The organism is Acinetobacter sp. C32I, assembly GCF_023702715.1.
Taxonomy (GTDB): domain Bacteria; phylum Pseudomonadota; class Gammaproteobacteria; order Pseudomonadales; family Moraxellaceae; genus Acinetobacter.
This window is the reverse complement of the sequence record NZ_CP098480.1, coordinates 2018711-2039273: the sequence shown is the minus strand read 5'-3', so window position 1 is coordinate 2039273 and position 20563 is coordinate 2018711. Positions and strand designations below refer to the sequence as shown.

The window sequence follows — 20563 nt, the reverse complement described above, 5'->3', positions numbered from 1 at the left end:
GATAATGCGCGCACAGTTTTAGGCTATGTAGCTCAGTTGGTTAGAGCACCGCACTCATAATGCGGGGGTCACAAGTTCAAGTCTCGTCATAGCCACCATTTTATAGACCACGCTCCTGCGTGGTCTCTTTTTATCTGCAGTTTTTATAACATTCAAAAAAACAATCTTTTGCCTCGCTATTTGTTGTTTATTTTCGCTTTAATAAAAGCTCTATCATCCTCAAATTTTGTCATGGTTAAATAGATGTGTTGAATTTTGATCAATTAAAGATTAAAAGCCTAAAAACTGTTCATATGTTCTATATTTTCAAGGTCATAGACTTGACCAGCTATGCGGAACACTAGATAATGCGCACACAGTTTACGGCTATGTAGCTCAGTTGGTTAGAGCACCGCACTCATAATGCGGGGGTCACAAGTTCAAGTCTCGTCATAGCCACCATTTTAAAAACCACGCTCCTGCGTGGTTTCTTTTTGTCTGGATTTTGCTCGAAACAATAATGCATCAGACATGCAAAAGCCTGTAAATGAGTTATTCATTTACAGGCTTTATTTTTTATAGATGCTTTTCGATGCTGGCGAGGGTTTGTGGGCTTTCATAGAACGGTTTTAGGATCAGTGTAATGATCGGTTCTAATACGCCGTGCTCATCTAATGCTTTCACAACTTTTGGATAGAATCGCACAGCCTCATTCAGCAGGTCGGTTTCTTCCAAGCCAATTGCCGCAAAAACATCGGCTAAGCTTTCATCTTTATAGAAGTCATAAAACACTTTAACGCCATATAAGATTAAATCTTGTATGAAGGTGGACTGGCGTAATTCTTTCCAGTACTCATAAATCATGACAAAGAATTCTTCGACATCCAGTGGTGTGACTTGTTTGGTATATTCGGAGAGGGGTTGAGCTTTGTTATCGTCCCAAATATTGCGGGCAAGACTTTCAAGGTCATCATTTGAAAGTAGGCTAAGATCGACCAGTTGTTCTTGAATGAATCGACCAATGCTTTCTTCAATTTTTTGTTCAATACGTTGCTGTTGACGATGCGAAAAGCTTTTGAGTTTTTGTTGCCATTCGTATTTGCTTGCAGAAATACGTTCTTCATCCGATTGAGCAAACAGTTTCGGTAATTTGTTTTGTAGTGTTGTGGTGGCAATGTATTGGCACAACTGCTGAATCGAAGGGCTTTCTTTTAAAAACTGATTTAAATAATGGCGAATATTTTCCAGCTCTAAAAACTTGGACAGCCACATTTCAAACTGGTGATCTGAGAATACGTCTTGTAATTGTGCAGATGACTGTAACGAAAACACATGCAGTCTTTGAGCAATTTCCCCAATAAATTCTAATAAGCCTGCACCGAGCTGCATTTCAAAGGCATAGCGCTTTACTACTGCCTGAATTTGCGCTAATTCAACCACTTCCTTAAGTTGAATATTGGGTGCATGTTGTAGAAACAGTTGAATAAATTGCTGGAAAAAATCAGCAGAAAGTTGGGTGGTGAGTTGGTTTTTATAAAATGCAACTTGCTCAAGCATTAAAGCTTGAGCAAGTAATTGTGACTTTTCAGAAACAATTTTTTCAGTCATTCGCGGTCCATCCGTTGACGATCGGGTAGCGTCGTTCGCGACTGAAGGCACGTGAACTAATACGTGGTCCAATCGCGCCCTGACGACGCTTGTATTCATTACGATCCACCAAACGAATCACTTTCTCGACTACTTCGGTTGGGTAGCCTTTGGCGATAATATCTGCTTGGCTGAGATCTTCTTCAATATAAGCATATAAGATGGCATCAAGTACATCATAAGCAGGTAATGAATCTTGATCTTTTTGATCTGGACGAAGTTCTGCTGATGGCGGACGTGTAATCACACGCTCTGGAATCACAGGTGTTTCTTCTAGCGTGTTACGGTATTTTGCCAGTTCAAATACAATGGTTTTGTATACATCTTTGAGGACTGAGAAACCACCGACCATGTCACCATACAGAGTGCAATAGCCCACTGAGATTTCTGATTTGTTGCCTGTAGAGAGCACCAGGTTGCCAAATTTATTTGATAAACCCATCAGTAGGGTGCCACGAGTACGTGCTTGTAAGTTTTCTTCAGTCGCGTCAGCAGGTGAGTTGCCAAAGAATGGGAACAAGGTTTGCATGAAGCTGTTTACGATTGGGTGAATTTCGGCAATACCAAAGGTGACACCCATACGACGTGCTTGTTCAGTCGCATCTTCAACACTCATTTGTGAGGTGTAGGTATATGGCATCATCACTGCTTGGACTTTCTCTGCACCAATCGCATCAACAGCAATCGCTAAGGTTAGGGCTGAGTCGATTCCACCAGATAATCCTAGAATGACACCTGGGAAGCCTGAGCGTTGCACGTAGTCACGTGTAGCCATCACGAGCGCTTGGTAAATTTCAGCAAAAGTTTCTAATGCTGGAACTGCTTCGCCTGTTTTAAATTGCTTTTGGTCGGCATCATATTCAGCATAGGCAAGCGCTTCTTGAAAGCTTGGAATTTGCAATGCAAGTTGACCATTATTGTTGCTCACAAAACTTGAACCATCAAAAATCAGATCGTCCTGCCCACCGACTTGGTTGACATAAATCAGATTGAGATTTAACTGTTTTGCCAGTTCATTTAAGGTCTGGATACGATGTTGTGGTTTACCTACTTCATAAGGCGAAGCATTTAACACCAACACAGTTTCAACATTGAGCTGACTGAGTTGTTTGACGGTATTGAGTGACCAAACATCCTCACAAATCAGCACGCCAAACTTGTGACCTAAATATTCGAACACAAGATGTTGGTGACCTTCTTGGAAATAGCGTTTTTCATCAAACACGCCATAATTTGGTAAGTTGTGTTTGTTATAAACACCCAAAACCTGTCCATCTTTCATCACTGCAGCAGAGTTATAATGATGACCATCTTCAGTTTGGTGCACAAAACCGAACACCATTAGGATATCTTTCACTTCACTGAGTTGAGCAAACGCTTTTTGAGTGCGTTTTTGTAGATTTGGACGGAGTAATAGGTCTTCAGCAGGGTAACCGAGCGTAGAAAGTTCAGGGAAGATGATCAAATCAGCCTGTTGTTGTTTCGCTAAATTTGCTTGCTCAACCATCTTTTGAGTATTTGCATCAATATTGCCAATGTGCGGAGAGAATTGAGCAAGGGCAACTTTAAAATTTTTCATTCAAACCTAATCCTGAGTTTTAACAAGTTCTGATATACAAGTTTTTGATTTATATGGGTATAGTTATTAAAAACAAGTGTATATCATGGCGCCAAACATTTTATATCTTAAAGAAAAATGACAAGTTTACTAATATATACTAAATGCACATTTTTCTGCGTAAAAATAACAAGTTTTTCTGTATAAAACAGCAACATTTCTCAATGTTTGCGTGATTATGGTGCATGATTGTGAATAAATTGAATAGAGCAATATAAAGTTTTTTTCACGTCATTTTCGCATCAGGGCGTGACATATCCATTACAGTGCTGATGAATATAAAAAATCTGAGAAAAAATAATCACTTTTGGATATTTATTTGCTCTATAAAAATATTTGGAACACGTGTACTTTTTTAAAAAATCAATAAATTCATTGTATTAATGTGTTTTTGTGTATTTTTTATACCGTTTATCGGGAATATCTTTGCGACACTTGAGTGTACATTTGTGCACTGCTATTATCCTAATTAATGTGAGCGGTTGTACACTTTGATGTTTATCTAGTGTACTCAAACACGAAAATGAAGAGGTAACAACAATGTCCGTTTTATTATTTCCTGTGATTGCATTTGGATTGGCTGTGGTCGTGGGCCGTGTAGGTACCGTGATGTTCCAAGAAAAAGATCAACAAGTTTAATTGATCACTCAATTTTGATTGATTCATGCGTGAGGTAAAGACGATGTCGGTTTTATTATTTCCTGTGGTTGCATTTGGTTTAGCAGTCGTTGTTGGCCGTATTGGTACAGTAATGTTCCGCGAGCAAGATCAACAATCTTGATTTATTCATTTCAATAAGAGGTAGACCATTATGGTTTCAACAATTTTATTGCCTGTCATTGCTTTTGGTTTGGCCATTGGTGTAGGGCGTATAGGTACCATTGTTAAGGATGCAATGCGCGTAGATTTTTCGACTGATATGGATGATAGTCATGAACACCCAATTGAAACAGGTAAAGGCACTGCTGCATAAGTTCAAGTGCGAATTACTCACTTAAAAAGCCCTGTAGATGCAAATTACAGGGCTTTTTCATTTTTGAGAATAATATTGGGAATTCTGTTCAAAAAGATATCGCGTGCAATATCACCTTGTTGCTCAATGTTATAACTAGAAAAAGCTTTACCTTGGATCAATTGATATTGATAAGGGTTATAGTGTTTAAAGCTGAGATAATAGCCTGCTTGAAGGATGGCACCTTTAACAATTACATTGGTATGTTGTTGAAACTGTAAAATATGCGCCAGTTCATGAATGAAAATTCCCTGCAAGGATGTGGAGCAGGTTGAGTAGTCTGTACGGAAATATTTTTGATGGACGAACAGGTTGCCATTGGGTGCCATAAATATGTTGGCTGGTTGCCAAGGCAAATAGGGAATATTAAAGATTTTGATTTTTGCGTAGTCAATTAAATGGCCAAAGACAGGACGCGCCATTTCAATTTCGCCAGAGGTCAAACCACGATATTGAAATTGATTCATTTTGAGATAAAAGATTAAGCTGGAAATGAAGCGAGCTTTTAATCCTTGTATCGTGTGCTGAAGTGGTTTGTTCATCTGAACTAGGTGTCTAGAAAACGTGAAATCTGATTTATTCTAGAATAAAAGCGAACTGAGCAGGGTGAATTTTGGTATGCGAAGCATTAAATTAATGGTTTTTTCACTCTGCTGGGTGAGCAGTGTGGTTTATGCGGATTTAGAGATACAGCACTATAGAAATTGTACGGGATCACCATTGAAAGCCTTACAAGCTGATAGCACGCTTTTTTTCTTAACCATTGATGCTTATAAAAACAACCAATACAACTACGCTGCAATCTTGGATACATCTGAAACTGAAATGACGCAGTGTCTTATTGTTGATCAAAACCGAAACGTGATTTTAGATACCATACCCAGCATGATTTCTAATAGTTGCAGTGGGCAATGGGATAAACAAAGTCATACACCCGTTTGGATGGCAGATATTGGTGGCGGCAAAGACGGGGTTAACTACTTTCACTACTTAGCTTCGCAACAGTTAAAACAACTCAATAAAAGAGATGTATCTGAGATCAAGCAAATTATTGCAGGCATGGATTGCCAATTATCTACCTATAGAAAACAGGATGCAGCAGAGCTAAACGATTCTGCATTTTTCCTCTATCAATTGGGTTATGATGATGCTTCATTAAGATTTTTAAACCATGTCATAAAATTAGATCCGAATAGAACGGTGGCTTACTTAAATCGAGCGGATGCTTATTTAGCTTTAAAAAAGATAGGTCAAGCCAGAAAAAATTACATGATGTATGCTGATCAAATGAAAAAGTTGGGCTTATCCAACAAGGTCCCGTTAAGAATAAAGAAATATTTATAAGTTGAAGATGAGAGCAGAAATATAGAGCAGTCATTGCTAGCAAGAGATGAAATGAATGATGAAACAAACTTTATGGCTGTGCCTGTTTTTATCTGTGTGCGTACAGGCCTATGCAAGTAATGAATATTACTGTTTTGCTGATGGTAAAAAATCAATTTTATTGGTTTCACCAGAATATTTAAAGACACTGTCGATCAAGTATTATCCCTATCTCAAAGATATCAAGCTTTCTGAGCCAGTCCATATTGAAGAGGTTGAGATGGGTGAAGTCGCTCAGCCCGAAGTTTATAAGACCATGAATGAGCTGATTGATGGCAAAGTGACAGGGCAATATACCTTTGTGTCGCAAGGCTATATTCTTTATGACGTAAGCTATCGAAATCTGAAAACAAAAAAAGAGACTCACTTTGAGCAAGTGTCTTTAAACTTGAAGGGGATACGCTGTTTGTAGTTTGGATTGGAGTTAATGCTGTAGCCTAAGCTACAGCATTAGAAAAAGAAGCGTTCTGTTGAGTTAAAACTGAGGTTTTACGACGACTAAAATGACCACTGCAAACAAGATCAAGGTCGGCATCTCATTAAAGAAGCGCCAAAACTTATGTGACTTATAATGCGCATTGCCAATCAGTTTTTTACGGTAATAACCACAGACAAAATGGTAAATCACCAATAATCCCACCAGACCGACTTTGAGGTAAAACCATAAGGCTTCATGGTAATGTTGGGTTGCATCGCCCCAATCCACCAGAAAGTGGGCGGTAATGAGTGTGGCAATCATGGAGGGCCACATAATACCACGATACAACTTACGTTCCATGACTTCAAAGCGTTGATGACTCACGGCATCTTCGCTCATGGCATGGTAAACAAAAAGACGTGGTAAGTAGAACAATGCAGCGAACCAACACACCACAGCAATAATATGTAATGCTTTTACCCACAAGAAAGCATCAGAAGGTGCATCCATCGATAATCCTGCTAAATGGGATTATGCATCCCACTTCTTGAAAATGAGGCAAGCGTTTACACCGCCAAAGCCAAAACTGTTACTCATGACAGTATTCAGTTTTGCATCACGTTTTTCAAGTACAATATCGAAACCTTGTGCGCCTTCATCAAGCTCAGTCACGTTGATGTTTGGTGCAATAAAGTCATTTTGCATCATTAACACCGAGTAAATCGCTTCCTGAACACCCGCAGCACCTAAGCTATGACCTGTCATCGATTTGGTCGAGCTAAGTGGAGGAACTTGTCCTTCACCAAATGCGCGCTCCATGGCTTTAAGTTCAGTCACGTCACCCGCTGGTGTTGAAGTACCATGCGTGTTGACATAGTCAATTTGCTCTACACCATGCTGTTTTGCTTCATCCAATGCCATGATGATACAACGTGTTGCACCTTCACCACTTGGTGCAACCATGTCAGCACCATCACTGTTTGCAGCATAGCCAATCACTTCAGCGAGGATATTCGCACCACGTGCTTGTGCATGTTCAAGTGATTCAAGTACGACGAAACCACCACCGCCTGCAATCACGAAACCGTCACGGTCTTTTGAATATGGACGTGAAGCAGTTTCTGGGGTGTCATTATATTTTGAACATAAGGCGCCCATTGCATCAAACAATAAGCTTTGTGACCAGTGATCTTCTTCACCACCGCCAGCAAGCATTAAATCTTGTTTACCCAATTGAATCAGGTTGTAGGCATAACCAATCGCATCGGCAGAGGTTGCACATGCGCTGGTAATCGAGTGCGCCACACCTTGCAGTTTAAATGCAACACCAACGTTCGCCGTAATGGTGTTACTCATATTGCGAGGTACAAAGAAAGGGCCAATTTTACGCGCGCCTTTTTCCTCTAATAGTTTGATCATTTCTGCAACAGATGCAGTTGAGTTACCACCAGAGCCGCCAGCAATACCGTAACGTGGATTGTTTGCCAAATCTTCTTGTTTCAGTCCGGCGTGTTCAACTGCTGCGACTGCTGCGTTATACGCATACATCGCACAGACGCCCATAAAGCGTTTTAGTTTACGATCAATGCCATCAAAATCCTGTTCAGCGGCTGCGCTGACATGGCTCTTGAAATTTAGTTCTGCATAAGTTGGGTTTAAACGTGTGCCTGAGATTCCATTTTTTAAAGAATGAGTGACCTCTTCTAAAGAGTTACCGATACATGAGTTAATGCCCATACCAGTGATTACAACACGTTTCATTTACAGATCCCTTTTATGGTAATACTAAGCCTGTACATCTCGCTATGAATACAAGTCAGGAGAAAAATAACGATTAAAATGGCTTATGAGTGAATGACACCATGATAGCAGAAAGGTTTTTTATTTCTTATGGCAAATTTTATGCCTATTTCCAGTTGTGTAAATATTCGTAAATATTCGTGATGTTGTGACGAAACGAAATGAAAGTACACAGATAAAAGTTGAGATAAATCTGCATTCAACCTAGTATTTACCTAGAAATGCACAGATTACACGACAGAGGTACTTGATGACAAAATCTAAAAACAAGCAATCTTCAGGTTTATTTGCACAAGCCTTTGGAGTGGCTAAAAAGCTCAGTTCTGAATTACAGAAACTTCAAGTTGCCCCAACCACTTCTGGTGCAGAACTTGCAAATTCGACCCAGATCGTTGAAGGAAAAGCACGTTTCAAAAGTCCATTTGAGATAGAGAAATATGAAAGTCCGCAACACATGCTACGTCAGCAGTTTCCAAAGCTGTCTCACCAACTGTTAGGTCGTCATTACAGCAGAGTCAATAATGTGGCGTCATTTGTATCTCCTGATCTGGGAGAGAAAGTGTCTGACTATTTATTTCAGTGGTTGAATGAGTTTAGTTCGAACAGTTCTCTGACTGAAAAAATTCTTGATGAAGCAGGGGTGAAAGATATTATGGAACTCACTCAGGATACGGGCCGCTCACAGCGTCTAAGCCAGGCGCTGATTGAACAAAATAAATTGCTTGCAGCAGCCCAAGGTGCCATTACGGGTGCAACAGGTGTCTGGGGTGCAGCACTGGATATCCCTGCTTCGATTGTATTGGCGTTGAGAACAATTTATCAAACAGGGCGTTCCCATGGTTTTGATCTATCTGAAGATACTGACCAAGAAATTGTTGCCTTTATCTTTAAAGAAATTGATTTAAGTCTGGTGGCAGAAAAGCAAACCTTATTGCTTGCCTTGAAAGCGTTGAAATCTATGTTGGAGACGCATGACTTGCAGCAATTTCAACAATTGCTGGGTTCGAATAATGATATTGAGTTGGTAAAAAAATGGCTGGTGGATGAAAGTGGTCAGTTTAAATGGAACTGGTTAAACCGTATTCCTCAAGCATCGGTGATTGGTAAATTGACACCTGTTGCAGGTGCAGCGCTGGGTGGTTTCTATAGTTGGAGGCTGTTAGAAGACGTTGGACATAAATCTCAATCTGTTTTTGGTGCGGCGCGTTTTTATATCAATGAATATCCGAAGGAAAAGCTTTCGCCTTTAGAAGCTTACTTCAAAGCGGAAGCAATGTTGCAAAAGCGTCCACGTCTATTAAGTGCAGCCAGCGTTGAAAGCAATAAAGCTTCAGCTGATGAACAGAATGATGTGATTACCAAAGTCACGGTTCAAGTCAAAGAACATACAGCGGTTACAGTTTCTGTTGATGATAAGGTGGAAGAGGGTATTCAACAATTGGCGGAACAACATGTGGTTGAGCATTCGCATAGCGAACAACAGCCTGCATTAAAGGCTCAGCCTGATGAATTATTGGCTGAAGAGGATGCTGAAATTGGCACTGAAAACAAGTCAATTGATATTGAACCAGCGTCCACAAAACACAGTTAATACGATGTTGTGATGTCATAGATATCGAAAAGCAACAAAATTATAGAAATGGTCAACACTTGCCTTGTCCCGCAATGTTGACCATTTTTACTTCTTAGCTTACAATTATGTGCCCTTAAAAAGAGGTTCTTTTCTTTTTTTAAGGTTGTTTAATAACGGGAGAATTGCCAAATGGCAACAACAAATCAGTTGATCCGTAAGGGTCGTACGACTTTGATTGAAAAATCAAAAGTTCCTGCGTTGAAGGCTTGTCCACAACGTCGTGGTGTATGTACACGTGTTTATACTACTACACCTAAAAAACCTAACTCAGCAATGCGTAAGGTTTGCCGTGTTCGCTTAACTTCAGGTTTTGAAGTATCTAGCTACATCGGTGGTGAAGGTCATAACCTACAAGAGCACAGTGTTGTTCTTATCCGTGGTGGTCGTGTTAAAGACTTACCAGGTGTACGTTACCATACCGTTCGTGGTTCTTTAGACTGTGCTGGCGTTAAAGATCGTAACCAGTCACGTTCTAAATACGGTGCTAAGCGTCCTAAGAAGTAATTCTAGGAAACTAGCCCAAGCAACCCTTTAGCGTTTCGCTTGTTTGAATTCTTCATGGATTTGTAATTCAAGCGACGTATAGTAAGGCCAGCGTCGTGTACATGACACTTGTACAAACTGCTGGATTATCCTGAAGTGTCATATTATTAGGTGTATTAAAATGCCAAGACGTCGCGTAGTCGCTGCTCGTGAGATCCTTCCAGATCCAAAATTTAGCAGCCAAACAATCGCTAAATTCATGAACCACGTAATGCAAGATGGTAAAAAATCTATTGCTGAAAGTATCGTTTACGGTGCTTTAGACCGCGTTCAAGAAAAAAACAAAGTAGACCCAGTTGAATTTTTCGAGACTACTCTTGAAAAAGTTCGTCCTATGGTTGAAGTAAAAGCACGCCGTGTTGGTGGTGCTACTTATCAAGTACCTATGGAAGTACGCCCATCCCGTCGTACTGCTCTAGCTATGCGTTGGTTAGTAGATGCTGCTGCTAAGCGTTCTGAAAAAACGATGGCTTTACGTCTTGCTGGTGAGTTGCTTGATGCAGCTGAAGGTAAAGGTGCAGCGATCAAAAAACGTGAAGACGTGCATCGTATGGCTGAAGCCAACAAAGCCTTCTCTCACTACCGTTTCTAAGCGGATAAAACAGTCCCTAATCAGGAGAATATTCATGCGTACCGCAGCTCGATTCAACATCGCTCTTTACCAAAGTGGGGGCTTTGCGGGTATTTAAGTTGCCTGCTTGGATATTCGTGCGCATCAATTTAATTGGTGCGTCCTGTTTTAAATATAACATTTAGGAATGTAGACATCATGGCTCGCCAAACCCCAATTAGTAATTACCGTAACATCGGTATTTCTGCGCACATTGACGCAGGTAAAACAACTACAACTGAACGTATTTTGTTCTACACAGGTGTATCTCACAAAATTGGTGAAGTACACGATGGTGCAGCAACAATGGACTGGATGGAACAAGAGCAAGAGCGTGGTATTACAATTACCTCTGCTGCTACAACTTGTTTCTGGTCTGGTATGGCTAACCAATTCCAACAACACCGTATCAACGTAATTGATACACCGGGACACGTAGACTTCACAATCGAAGTTGAACGTTCTATGCGTGTTCTTGACGGTGCGTGCATGGTTTACTGTGCAGTTGGTGGTGTACAGCCTCAGTCTGAAACTGTATGGCGTCAAGCGAACAAATATAAAGTGCCTCGTTTAGCATTCGTGAACAAGATGGACCGTACTGGTGCAAACTTCTTCCGTGCTGTTGAGCAAGTTAAAACTCGTTTAGGTGGTAATCCTGTACCTATCGTTGTGCCAATCGGTGCAGAAGATACGTTTGCAGGTGTTGTTGACCTTATCGAAATGAAAGCGATTATCTGGGATGAAGCATCTCAAGGTATGAAGTTCGAATACGGTGATATTCCTGCTGACCTCGTTGAGACTTCTCAAGAATGGCGTACTAAGATGGTTGAAGCTGCGGCTGAAGCATCTGAAGAGTTAATGGACAAATACTTAGAAGAAGGTGATCTTTCTAAAGAAGAAATCATCGCTGGTCTTCGTACACGTACATTGGCATCTGAAATCCAAGTTATGCTTTGTGGTTCAGCGTTCAAGAACAAAGGTGTTCAACGTATGTTGGATGCTGTAATTCAATTCTTGCCTTCTCCAACAGAAGTTAAAGCAATTGAAGGTATTCTTGACGACAAAGATGAAACTAAAGCATCTCGTGAAGCATCTGACGAAGCGCCGTTCTCTGCACTTGCGTTCAAAATCATGAACGATAAGTTCGTAGGTAACTTAACATTCGTACGTGTTTATTCTGGTGTTCTTAAACAAGGTGATCCGGTTTATAACCCAGTTAAATCTAAGCGTGAACGTATCGGTCGTATCGTGCAAATGCATGCGAACGAACGTCAAGATCTTGATGAAATCCGTGCAGGTGATATCGCAGCGTGTGTAGGTCTTAAAGACGTTACTACGGGTGATACATTGTGTGATGAGAAAAACATCATTACCCTTGAGCGTATGGAATTCCCAGAGCCAGTAATTTCATTGGCTGTTGAACCAAAAACTAAAGCTGACCAAGAAAAAATGTCTATCGCTTTAGGTCGTTTGGCTAAAGAAGATCCATCGTTCCGCGTTCGTACAGACGAAGAATCTGGTCAAACAATTATTGCTGGTATGGGTGAGCTTCACCTTGACATCATCGTTGACCGTATGAAGCGTGAATTCGGTGTTGAAGCGAACATTGGTAAACCAATGGTTGCTTACCGTGAAACGATCAAAAAGTCTGTTGAACAAGAAGGTAAGTTTGTTCGTCAAACAGGTGGTAAAGGTAAATTCGGTCATGTATATGTTCGTTTAGAGCCTATGGATGTTGAAGAAGCTGGTAAAGAATACGAATTCGCTGAAGAAGTTGTCGGCGGTACTGTACCTAAAGAATTCTTCGGTGCGGTTGATAAAGGTATTCAAGAACGTATGAAGAATGGTGTATTGGCTGGTTACCCTGTTGTGGGTATCAAAGCGACATTATTCGACGGTTCTTACCACGATGTCGACTCTGATGAATTGTCGTTCAAAATGGCAGGTTCATACGCTTTCCGTGACGGTTTCATGAAAGCGGATCCTATCCTTCTTGAACCAATCATGAAAGTTGAAGTAGAAACTCCAGAAGACTACATGGGCGATATCATGGGTGACTTAAACCGTCGTCGTGGTATGGTTCAAGGTATGGACGATCTTCCTGGTGGAACAAAAGCAATTAAAGCAGAAGTTCCATTGGCTGAGATGTTTGGTTACGCAACTCAAATGCGTTCTATGTCTCAAGGTCGTGCGACGTATTCTATGGAATTCGCTAAATACGCTGAAACTCCACGTAACGTGGCTGAAGGCATCATCGCTAAGTTCCAAGCTGGCGGTAAAAAAGGTGACGACGAGTAATCTTTCGATTACTATATTACCCAACTAAATTTAGTTAAAAAACCAAGTGCTCATGGGCGACCCTCATGAGCAGTTTATAAAGGAAGATCATCATGGCTAAAGCCAAGTTTGAACGTAATAAACCACACGTAAACGTGGGTACAATTGGTCACGTTGACCATGGTAAAACAACTTTAACTGCTGCGATTGCAACTATTTGTGCAAAAACTTACGGCGGTGAAGCGAAAGATTACTCACAAATCGACTCAGCTCCTGAAGAAAAAGCACGTGGTATTACAATTAATACTTCACACGTAGAATACGATTCTCCAATCCGTCACTACGCTCACGTAGACTGCCCGGGCCACGCCGATTATGTTAAAAACATGATTACTGGTGCTGCTCAGATGGACGGCGCGATCCTTGTATGTGCTGCGACTGATGGTCCAATGCCACAAACTCGTGAACACATCCTTCTTTCACGTCAGGTTGGTGTACCTTACATCATCGTATTCTTGAACAAGTGTGACCTTGTTGATGATGAAGAATTACTTGAATTAGTAGAAATGGAAGTTCGTGAACTTCTTTCTACTTATGACTTCCCAGGTGATGACACTCCAGTTATCCGTGGTTCAGCACTTGCTGCACTTAATGGTGATGCTGGTCAATATGGTGAGTCTTCAGTTCTTGCTCTTGTTGAAGCGCTTGACTCTTACATCCCAGAACCAGAACGTGCGATCGACAAAGCATTCTTGATGCCAATCGAAGACGTATTCTCTATCTCAGGCCGTGGTACAGTAGTAACTGGTCGTGTAGAAGCTGGTATCGTAAAAGTTGGTGAAGAAGTTGAAATCGTAGGTATCAAAGATACGGTTAAAACTACAGTAACTGGCGTAGAAATGTTCCGTAAATTGCTTGACGAAGGTCGTGCAGGCGAGAACTGTGGTGTTCTTCTTCGTGGTACTAAGCGTGAAGACGTACAACGTGGTCAAGTACTTGCTAAACCAGGTACAATCAAGCCGCACACTAAATTCGACGCAGAAGTATACGTACTTTCTAAAGAAGAAGGTGGTCGTCATACTCCATTCCTTAACGGTTACCGTCCACAGTTCTACTTCCGTACAACTGACGTAACTGGCGCGATCAAATTACAAGATGGCGTAGAAATGGTAATGCCTGGTGACAACGTTGAGATGTCAGTAGAGTTAATCCACCCGATCGCAATGGACCCAGGTCTACGTTTTGCGATCCGTGAAGGTGGTCGTACTGTAGGTGCTGGTGTTGTTGCTAAAGTAACTGCATAATCGCTTAGAGTGATAAAAAAACACCCCTTTGGGGTGTTTTTTTATGTCTGTGGTTTTCTTATATCGAAAGTCGACTAATTAAGTAAAATTCTCCTCACATCGAAAATCAGTGTTATTTATTTTCTTTTTCTTTTTCTTTTTCTTTTTCTTTTTCTTTTTCTTTTTCTTTTTCTTTTTCTTTTTCTCTTTCTCTTGCGTCGGAAATTTTAATATTTAATTTAAATTTCCTTTTACGTCAGAAAAGTAGTTTCATTGGTTTCTTTTTTCTCTTGCGTCGAGAATTAGTGTTACTTATTTTCTTTTTCTCTTGCGTCGAAAAATTTAATACTTAATTAAATTTTTCTCCTCATGTCCTAAACTGATACTACGCTGTCCCAAACTGCACTTAATTGATTCGCATAAAACCGTAATATAAAACTTAAGAAAACGAACAAAAGTGCTCAGTGGAGATATTTCACTGAAAAGGAGTAGGCAGCATGAATGCTAAAGTGAATGTTTCGAATCGTGCAGGTGCAAGTTTCCCAGTACGTCGTATGAATTTTGATTTTAATGAAGTTCCTGAATATTGGGTCAGTGGTTCTGCTGGATTAACTCATTTTATGACAGGCTTATCTGCACTATTTCCAGATGGTGAAAAACTCTTTATCGACTCCGTACGTGCTGTACGTTATCACCCAGCCATTAAAGACAATGAAAAGCTGCAAAAAGAAATCAGTGCTTTTATTGGTCAAGAGGCGATGCATACTCAAGAGCATGTCAACTTTAATGCCTCAGCTCAGAAATATGGTCATGATGTCGAGACACTTGAACGAAGAACAGGTGTCGTGATTCAAACAGGTCGTAAATTATTTGCTAAATTGGTCAAGCCATTTGGGATGACACAAGAAATGGTGGATTTGACTGCAACCACAGCACTCGAACATTTTACTGCAACCATTGCTTCAGAATTATTGCGTAATCCGCATATTCAAGAATTAATGCAAGACAAGACCATGGAATACATGTGGTTATGGCATGCGGTAGAAGAAAATGAACATAAAGCAGTTGCGTATGATGTGTATGAAGAAATTTTTGGTCGCGGCGTAAAGGCCTACGCATTGCGTAATACTGCACTGGTTGTTTCGATGGTTGCAATTTTTCTCACTCAATCTTCTTTTGTATTGAAGCTCTTGAAAGATGATGGAAAATTAAACCTGAAAGAATTGGGTATGATTTATCAATATGCCTATAGTCCATCAAAAGGCATTATCTCTGGAATGGCGGGTGAAATGTTGGCCTACTTCAAGCCTGGTTTCCATCCAAATGATTTGGATACCGTACAATTATTGCAAGATTGGAAGGCAAAATTAGGTCTGTAAACGCTGTTTATTTTAGCCTCGTAATTCCTGAAAAGGGACAATAAGTATTGTCCCTTTTTTATTTTAATCTTTCATTTCATACAGAATTTTGAGCAAACTGACATGTCCTAAGATGATGCTTTTCTGACCTTATCTGCACTTATTTCATGCACTGAAAAGAGCGTATAAATAAAGTATGGAATACGATCAATGAAAAATATTCATCGGATAGGAGAACAGGGTATGAATGCTAAAGTCAATATTTCAAACCGAGCTGGCGCCAGTTTCCCTGTACGCCGCATGGATTTTGAATTTGGTGAGGTACCACGTTATTGGGCCAATGGTGATGCTGCTTTAACTCATTTTATGACTGCGCTTTCGGCACTGTTTCCAGAAGGTGAGCAATTCTTTGTGAACAGCACCCGTGCAGTACGGAATGATCCCAAACTTGCAGATGAGCGACTTCAGAAAGAGATCAGTGCCTTTATTGGTCAAGAAGCCATGCATTCAAAAGAGCATCTTGCATTTAATGCTTCAGCTGAGGCTTATGGTTACGATGTTCGTAAAATGGAAGGCCAAACAGGTCGTTTAATCAACCGTACCATTGGAATGACAGCAAAACTCTTAAAACCTTTCGGTTTCACCAAAGAAATGATTGGTTTGACGGGAACCTGTGCCTTGGAGCACTTTACTTCAACCATTGCAGAAGAACTATTAAGTAATCCAGACATTCAAGCGATGTTTATGGATGAAACCATGTACCATTTATGGATGTGGCATGCGGTTGAAGAAAACGAGCATAAAGCGGTTGCTTTTGATGTCTATCAAGCCATGTATGGTCAAGGCCCTAAAGCGTATTTTATGCGTTCATTGGCCTTAGTTATTGCAATGGGGCTTATCTTTATTACCCAATCTTATTTTACCGCCAAGCTTCTACAAACAGATGGCAAATTGACATGGCGTGATACCAAATACATGATCAAATTTATGTATGGCTATAAAGGTTTTATGACCCGCCAAATCCCGACTTTGTTAGATTTTTTAAGACCGAAATTTCATCCGAATGATGAAGATACCACAGCACTTTTAAATAAATGGCGTGCTGAATTAGGTTTTAATCTGAGTTAAGTGTATAGGGCAGCGAAAACTGCCCATTTTTTTATTCAAATTTTGCTTTAAATTGCCGATAATCTGCACCAGTATTTTATAGAGTGATAGATCGTGATTCGATTGATGCAAGAAAATGACTTAGAAAGTGTGGCGGGGATTGAGCGATTGGTGCAAACCCATCCATGGTCAAAGCAGCAGTTTCAGGAGTCTTTCGCCTCATATCAATGTACGGTGTATGAACAAGCCAATCAGGTTGTGGGATTCTGTATTCTGCAGCCCGTTTTGGATGAAGCAAATTTATTGTTGATGGCGATTCACCCAAGCCAACAGGGTAAAGGACTGGGTTATGAATTATTAGAAAGTTCAATTCAGCAATTAAAAAACAATCCAATTCAGATTTTTTTAGAAGTTCGTGAAAGTAATACAGCCGCAATTCGTTTGTATGAAAAGTCAGGTTTTCACCAAATTGATTTGCGTAAAAATTATTATCCAAACCACGATGGTTCAAGAGAGCATGCTGTGATTATGGTCAAAACATGCACGGATGATTTTGCAGCGTTATTTAATAATTAAATTATTCCACTCAGAAGGTAGCGTACTCATCAATGAATTGCCGAGCTGATGGATTTCATGGTCTGAAAGTGGGCGATTGAGTCGACGCCATTGTCCATCGAGTAATAATTCCAGTGGCGTATATTGCGATTTATAATTCATTTTGGATGAATGCGGTACCCAATAACCGAGATAGAGATAATCCAGATTCAGTGTACGTACATATTCGATTTGTTTAAGGATCGCAAACACACCTAAGGAGCGACGTTGTTCATCTGGATCAAAGAAGGTATAGACTGCTGAAAGTCCATCATCCATCAAATCGCAAGTTGAAACACCAATCAGTTTTTGGTCTTTCCATAATTCTATAAAGAAGCTTTCTGTACAGCTATGCACCAGAAATTTTTCAAACTGGTCTAGGCTGGCTGGGTACATATCACCATCTGAGTGACGTTCATTGATATAACGTTCGTACAGATCATAATGCTGTTGAGTTGCTTGCGAGGTCGGCAAAATACTCATTTGCAAATCTTGATTGCGTTTCCATGCCTTTTTTTGGCTGCTGTTCATTTTAAATTCTTGAACGGGAACACGGCAAGATAAGCATTGGCGACATAAGTGACATTCAGGGCGGTAGACAAAATCACCGCTACGACGAAAACCAACACGAGAAAGCTCTGACAAAGTCACCACATCGATACGGTGAATTGGATCTAGGAACACCATTCGAGCTGATTTGTTATCAAGATAACTGCAGTCGTGCGGTGGCGTAATATAGTACTGTAAGTCATTTAAAAGGGACTTGGGTTGATATGATTTCATTAATCTGTCCCTCCAAGGTGTTCATCCGTTAACCGTCTAATTTTGCAAAAACTGCTATTGTTTTACTTGAAAATACACGTTCTTGATAACTTTTCCAATTGATAGAGGGGGCAATAATTACATCTTGTAACGATTTAAGATAGGCTTGGCGAGAAAGTGTACGTGCACCGAGGCTTAAAAGGTGATCATTGACCAATTGGCAATCAATCCACGGCAACTGATTTTCTTGTCCAATCAGCATTAAGGTATAGAAAGCCATTTTAGAAACATCGGTTTCGGTACTAAACATCGACTCACCAAAGCAGCCTTTACCAATACTGACACCATAGAGCCCGCCAACCAATTTATCCTGCTGCCAGACTTCAACACTATAAGCATAGCCTGCTTGGAATAATGCACAATAGCCTGCAATGATATCTTCACTGATCCAGGTTTCATTGGCATAACTGCGTGGCATTGAGCATGAGCGAATCACTTGTTCAAAAGCATGATTGATGGTGATTCGATAATCATACTTTTTCATATTGCGGATTAAAGATTTACTGGGTTTGTAAGCATGTGGCTCGATAATGCAACGCGGCTCAGGACTCCACCAGCAAATTGGCTCATCTTGATTGAACCACGGGAACAGCCCATGGGTGTAGGCTTCAAATAAAGTAGAGGGGCTAAGGTCTGCACCAATACAAATAAATCCTTGCCCTTCAGGATCAGCTTCGATTGGATTCGGGAAAATATATTGCGAGGGTGGGAGTTGTTGCATAGTAGAAAAAATCAATCAGACTGATTCTAAGCTAACTGAAGTTATGGGGAATGGCAATCTTTAGCAAAGCCATTCCCCATATGCGATTAATCAAACAAACGTAAATGTTTAGCAATTTGTAGTTTGTTACTGTCCAAGAAAATTTGCGCCTTGCCTTGAATAATCTCAAGACTCTTGGCTTGGTCAGAGACGGTTTTGCCATCTTTATCTAAGACCAGCCAATTGAGTTGGCTGATCACATCTTGTACATATTGCGCAAATTCACTTGCTGATGCTAAGCCGTCAATAAAATGTGCGCGATAAAACAGTTGATGGAAATGCTCTGTCGGGATGCCAATACCAGTAATTGGGCTGATCAGGACATTATAGTTCTGATGGAAGCTGGCTTGCTTGAGTAGATAGTGATTCAAACGCTGACATTGCTCTAATGTCTGTTGTTCGGGTTCTAGGCTTTGGCAAGGTTGCGCTAAGCCTAAATGCGATAAAATCACCAGGGCATTGAGAATTTTTGCATAACTCAGCGTAGGCAGACTTTGTTCTAATTCTGCAATCGTTAGGGCTTGGTAGTTGGCCTGTTCGAACTTGTCACCAATGGGTTGGTAGATTTCTTCAATTAAATTAAAGGTACCTAACAGTCCACTGATACTGGTTGGGAGTTGCTCTTTGGCTGTGAGCAATACAAAGGCAGTTTTACGTAGTCGTTCTTGTACTTGTAGTGGGGTGAGGTTGTTTTTACCTCGAATAAATAAATCACGTCTAAATTGGGTGTTGGCAAAATAGTCGCGGCACTGCTCTTTAAAAATAGGGTGTTCAATTTCATTCAAAAAAGCTTGATGCTGTTCTGAAAAATTAATGTTATCGAGATGGGTGCTTAAATCGGTTGAACCTGCATAGGACAGCTTAATTTCGTCCAAAATACGCACAATTTGCTGAAAGGAAAAACATTGCCAATCTTGATTTAGATATTCGTGAATCAAATAATTTGGATTTTGCTGTTTTAAATCAGCGACTTTTTGTAGGGCATTGGGATTACGTTGCGCAAAAATTGGATTCTGTTTAAGTAGATCCTCACTGAAAGTAAGGGCTTCATTGACCTTTTGCAATGGATTGGTGCTTTTACTATTGAATTTAAAATGACTATGGAACAACTCGCGAATTGGCATATTGGCTGCCCAACCAGTAACGCAGTTATAGCTGATATAGACAATACCGTTGGGTTTTAGGAATTTACGGATAAATTTAAGAATAATGTGCTGGTTTTCATAACTAATCCAGCTCCAGATTCCGTGCAGACTGATGGAATCAAACATGGGTAAGTTGGAACGATTCAGTAATTCCTCAAAACTATCATCATAGAAATAATGTTCGGTTTTGCTCTGTTCAGCCAGTTGATTGGCATGTGCCGCATGAGCAGGGTTGAAATCTGTCCCGTAAAATGCCGCTTCGTTACAGGTGGCATGAATATTGATACTGACACCTTGTCCAAAACCAAGTTCGCAATGATTGTGATTTTCCTGAAAGTCGGGGCTGTCGATACCATTTAACAGCAAGCAAAATTTCTGAAAATTCGGGCTGAGGTCTCGATAATAACCGTAGGTATAATTTACTTCTGTTTGATAGCCATTCGTCCAGGTCGTTGTCATTGAAATATCCTATAAACTGATTGTTAGAGTGTTTAAAAAGTCATCAATTTTTTGATTGTATGGATACTGGCAAAAAAAAACCACCAAAGATTGGTGGTTTTGCGATATTGGCCTA

19 protein-coding genes and 2 tRNA genes are annotated in these 20563 nt (G+C 40.4%); 13 read left to right on the top strand and 8 right to left on the bottom strand.

Going from position 1 to position 20563, the window contains the following annotated elements; all coding sequences use genetic code 11:
* The first annotated feature begins 21 nt into the window (after nt 1-21).
* Together NDN13_RS09795 and NDN13_RS09790 are read left to right on the top strand one after the other, a co-directional pair.
* Nucleotides 22-98: transfer RNA gene (locus NDN13_RS09795), tRNA-Met, on the top strand.
* Between the two features lie 266 nt (nt 99-364).
* Nucleotides 365-441, top strand: a tRNA-Met gene (locus NDN13_RS09790).
* Between the two features lie 114 nt (nt 442-555).
* Here the strand turns inward: NDN13_RS09790 and NDN13_RS09785 are convergent.
* Together NDN13_RS09785 and NDN13_RS09780 are read right to left on the bottom strand one after the other, a co-directional pair.
* Complete coding sequence (locus NDN13_RS09785; protein WP_251118097.1) at nt 556-1587, bottom strand: hypothetical protein; 1032 nt, start codon at nt 1585-1587, stop codon at nt 556-558.
* Entirely contained in the window at nt 1580-3205 is a 1626-nt protein-coding gene (locus NDN13_RS09780) for an NAD+ synthase (RefSeq protein WP_251118096.1), read from the bottom strand. Before NDN13_RS09780 ends, NDN13_RS09785 begins: the two co-directional genes overlap by 8 nt.
* A gap of 850 nt (nt 3206-4055) precedes the next feature.
* Here NDN13_RS09780 and NDN13_RS09775 point away from each other — a divergent pair.
* Nucleotides 4056-4217: a hypothetical protein gene (locus NDN13_RS09775; protein WP_251118095.1), complete on the top strand. Its 162-nt coding sequence runs from the start codon at nt 4056-4058 to the stop codon at nt 4215-4217.
* 44 nt (nt 4218-4261) lie between these two features.
* On the opposite strand, the gene NDN13_RS09770 is transcribed toward NDN13_RS09775, so the two are convergent.
* On the bottom strand, nt 4262-4798 hold the full coding sequence (locus NDN13_RS09770) for a hypothetical protein (protein WP_251118094.1): 537 nt from the start codon (nt 4796-4798) through the stop codon (nt 4262-4264).
* A gap of 76 nt (nt 4799-4874) precedes the next feature.
* Here NDN13_RS09770 and NDN13_RS09765 point away from each other — a divergent pair, with 76 nt between their 5' ends.
* Nucleotides 4875-5600 (top strand): tetratricopeptide repeat protein, encoded by a 726-nt coding sequence (locus tag NDN13_RS09765; protein WP_251118093.1) that lies wholly within the window; start codon nt 4875-4877, stop codon nt 5598-5600.
* A gap of 55 nt (nt 5601-5655) precedes the next feature.
* Nucleotides 5656-6051, top strand: a complete 396-nt coding sequence (locus NDN13_RS09760) for a hypothetical protein (RefSeq protein ID WP_251118092.1) — start codon at nt 5656-5658, stop codon at nt 6049-6051.
* A 63-nt stretch (nt 6052-6114) separates the two neighbouring features.
* Here NDN13_RS09760 and hemJ read toward each other — a convergent pair whose 3' ends face one another.
* Together hemJ and NDN13_RS09750 are read right to left on the bottom strand one after the other, a co-directional pair.
* Nucleotides 6115-6567, bottom strand: coding sequence for a protoporphyrinogen oxidase HemJ (gene hemJ, locus NDN13_RS09755; protein ID WP_251118091.1), 453 nt, complete (start codon nt 6565-6567; stop codon nt 6115-6117).
* Between the two features lie 21 nt (nt 6568-6588).
* Nucleotides 6589-7818 carry a beta-ketoacyl-ACP synthase II gene (locus NDN13_RS09750; RefSeq protein WP_004805136.1) on the bottom strand — a complete coding sequence of 410 codons (1230 nt, stop codon included), beginning with the start codon at nt 7816-7818 and terminating at the stop codon, nt 6589-6591.
* 289 nt (nt 7819-8107) lie between these two features.
* On the opposite strand from NDN13_RS09750, the gene NDN13_RS09745 reads away from it, so the two are divergent.
* The 8 genes from NDN13_RS09745 to rimI all read left to right on the top strand — a co-directional run bounded on the left by NDN13_RS09745 (nt 8108) and on the right by rimI (nt 17244).
* Entirely contained in the window at nt 8108-9448 is a 1341-nt protein-coding gene (locus tag NDN13_RS09745; RefSeq protein WP_251118090.1) for an EcsC family protein, read from the top strand.
* 171 nt (nt 9449-9619) lie between these two features.
* The gene (gene rpsL / locus NDN13_RS09740; RefSeq protein ID WP_004638184.1) at nt 9620-9994 is read left to right on the top strand and encodes a 30S ribosomal protein S12; all 375 of its coding nucleotides are present in this window, start codon (nt 9620-9622) and stop codon (nt 9992-9994) included.
* 160 nt (nt 9995-10154) lie between these two features.
* Nucleotides 10155-10625 carry a 30S ribosomal protein S7 gene (gene rpsG, locus NDN13_RS09735; protein WP_004655203.1) on the top strand — a complete coding sequence of 157 codons (471 nt, stop codon included), beginning with the start codon at nt 10155-10157 and terminating at the stop codon, nt 10623-10625.
* Between the two features lie 177 nt (nt 10626-10802).
* Nucleotides 10803-12941: an elongation factor G gene (fusA, locus tag NDN13_RS09730; protein ID WP_065343487.1), complete on the top strand. Its 2139-nt coding sequence runs from the start codon at nt 10803-10805 to the stop codon at nt 12939-12941.
* A 92-nt stretch (nt 12942-13033) separates the two neighbouring features.
* Nucleotides 13034-14224, top strand: a complete 1191-nt coding sequence (gene tuf / locus NDN13_RS09725) for an elongation factor Tu (RefSeq protein ID WP_004656295.1) — start codon at nt 13034-13036, stop codon at nt 14222-14224.
* A 476-nt stretch (nt 14225-14700) separates the two neighbouring features.
* Nucleotides 14701-15582 (top strand): metal-dependent hydrolase, encoded by an 882-nt coding sequence (locus NDN13_RS09720; RefSeq protein ID WP_005210941.1) that lies wholly within the window; start codon nt 14701-14703, stop codon nt 15580-15582.
* Between the two features lie 222 nt (nt 15583-15804).
* Complete coding sequence (locus NDN13_RS09715; RefSeq protein WP_241304117.1) at nt 15805-16689, top strand: metal-dependent hydrolase; 885 nt, start codon at nt 15805-15807, stop codon at nt 16687-16689.
* A gap of 93 nt (nt 16690-16782) precedes the next feature.
* Entirely contained in the window at nt 16783-17244 is a 462-nt protein-coding gene (rimI, locus tag NDN13_RS09710; protein WP_251118089.1) for a ribosomal protein S18-alanine N-acetyltransferase, read from the top strand.
* Here the strand turns inward: rimI and NDN13_RS09705 are convergent.
* The 3 genes from NDN13_RS09705 to NDN13_RS09695 form a co-directional block, all read right to left on the bottom strand.
* Nucleotides 17230-18045, bottom strand: coding sequence for an arginyltransferase (locus tag NDN13_RS09705; protein WP_251118088.1), 816 nt, complete (start codon nt 18043-18045; stop codon nt 17230-17232). The two genes, rimI and NDN13_RS09705, sit on opposite strands and share 15 nt — an antisense overlap.
* 28 nt (nt 18046-18073) lie before the next feature.
* Nucleotides 18074-18805, bottom strand: coding sequence for a leucyl/phenylalanyl-tRNA--protein transferase (gene aat / locus NDN13_RS09700; protein WP_251118087.1), 732 nt, complete (start codon nt 18803-18805; stop codon nt 18074-18076).
* An 86-nt stretch (nt 18806-18891) separates the two neighbouring features.
* A complete protein-coding gene (locus NDN13_RS09695; protein ID WP_251118086.1) occupies nt 18892-20448 on the bottom strand; it encodes a methyltransferase regulatory domain-containing protein in 1557 nt (518 codons plus the stop codon).
* Nucleotides 20449-20563: the final 115 nt, after the last annotated feature.

What these genes read in the sequence shown, in the direction of transcription:
- NDN13_RS09785 (WP_251118097.1), bottom strand. Translation starts at nt 1,587, where the DNA reads ATGACTGAAAAAATTGTTTCTGAAAAGTCACAATTACTTGCTCAAGCT.
- NDN13_RS09780 (WP_251118096.1), bottom strand. Translation starts at nt 3,205, where the DNA reads ATGAAAAATTTTAAAGTTGCCCTTGCTCAATTCTCTCCGCACATTGGC.
- NDN13_RS09775 (WP_251118095.1), top strand. Translation starts at nt 4,056, where the DNA reads ATGGTTTCAACAATTTTATTGCCTGTCATTGCTTTTGGTTTGGCCATT.
- NDN13_RS09770 (WP_251118094.1), bottom strand. Translation starts at nt 4,798, where the DNA reads ATGAACAAACCACTTCAGCACACGATACAAGGATTAAAAGCTCGCTTC.
- NDN13_RS09765 (WP_251118093.1), top strand. Translation starts at nt 4,875, where the DNA reads ATGCGAAGCATTAAATTAATGGTTTTTTCACTCTGCTGGGTGAGCAGT.
- NDN13_RS09760 (WP_251118092.1), top strand. Translation starts at nt 5,656, where the DNA reads ATGATGAAACAAACTTTATGGCTGTGCCTGTTTTTATCTGTGTGCGTA.
- hemJ (WP_251118091.1), bottom strand. Translation starts at nt 6,567, where the DNA reads ATGGATGCACCTTCTGATGCTTTCTTGTGGGTAAAAGCATTACATATT.
- NDN13_RS09750 (WP_004805136.1), bottom strand. Translation starts at nt 7,818, where the DNA reads ATGAAACGTGTTGTAATCACTGGTATGGGCATTAACTCATGTATCGGT.
- NDN13_RS09745 (WP_251118090.1), top strand. Translation starts at nt 8,108, where the DNA reads ATGACAAAATCTAAAAACAAGCAATCTTCAGGTTTATTTGCACAAGCC.
- rpsL (WP_004638184.1), top strand. Translation starts at nt 9,620, where the DNA reads ATGGCAACAACAAATCAGTTGATCCGTAAGGGTCGTACGACTTTGATT.
- rpsG (WP_004655203.1), top strand. Translation starts at nt 10,155, where the DNA reads ATGCCAAGACGTCGCGTAGTCGCTGCTCGTGAGATCCTTCCAGATCCA.
- fusA (WP_065343487.1), top strand. Translation starts at nt 10,803, where the DNA reads ATGGCTCGCCAAACCCCAATTAGTAATTACCGTAACATCGGTATTTCT.
- tuf (WP_004656295.1), top strand. Translation starts at nt 13,034, where the DNA reads ATGGCTAAAGCCAAGTTTGAACGTAATAAACCACACGTAAACGTGGGT.
- NDN13_RS09720 (WP_005210941.1), top strand. Translation starts at nt 14,701, where the DNA reads ATGAATGCTAAAGTGAATGTTTCGAATCGTGCAGGTGCAAGTTTCCCA.
- NDN13_RS09715 (WP_241304117.1), top strand. Translation starts at nt 15,805, where the DNA reads ATGAATGCTAAAGTCAATATTTCAAACCGAGCTGGCGCCAGTTTCCCT.
- NDN13_RS09705 (WP_251118088.1), bottom strand. Translation starts at nt 18,045, where the DNA reads ATGAAATCATATCAACCCAAGTCCCTTTTAAATGACTTACAGTACTAT.
- aat (WP_251118087.1), bottom strand. Translation starts at nt 18,805, where the DNA reads ATGCAACAACTCCCACCCTCGCAATATATTTTCCCGAATCCAATCGAA.
- NDN13_RS09695 (WP_251118086.1), bottom strand. Translation starts at nt 20,448, where the DNA reads ATGACAACGACCTGGACGAATGGCTATCAAACAGAAGTAAATTATACC.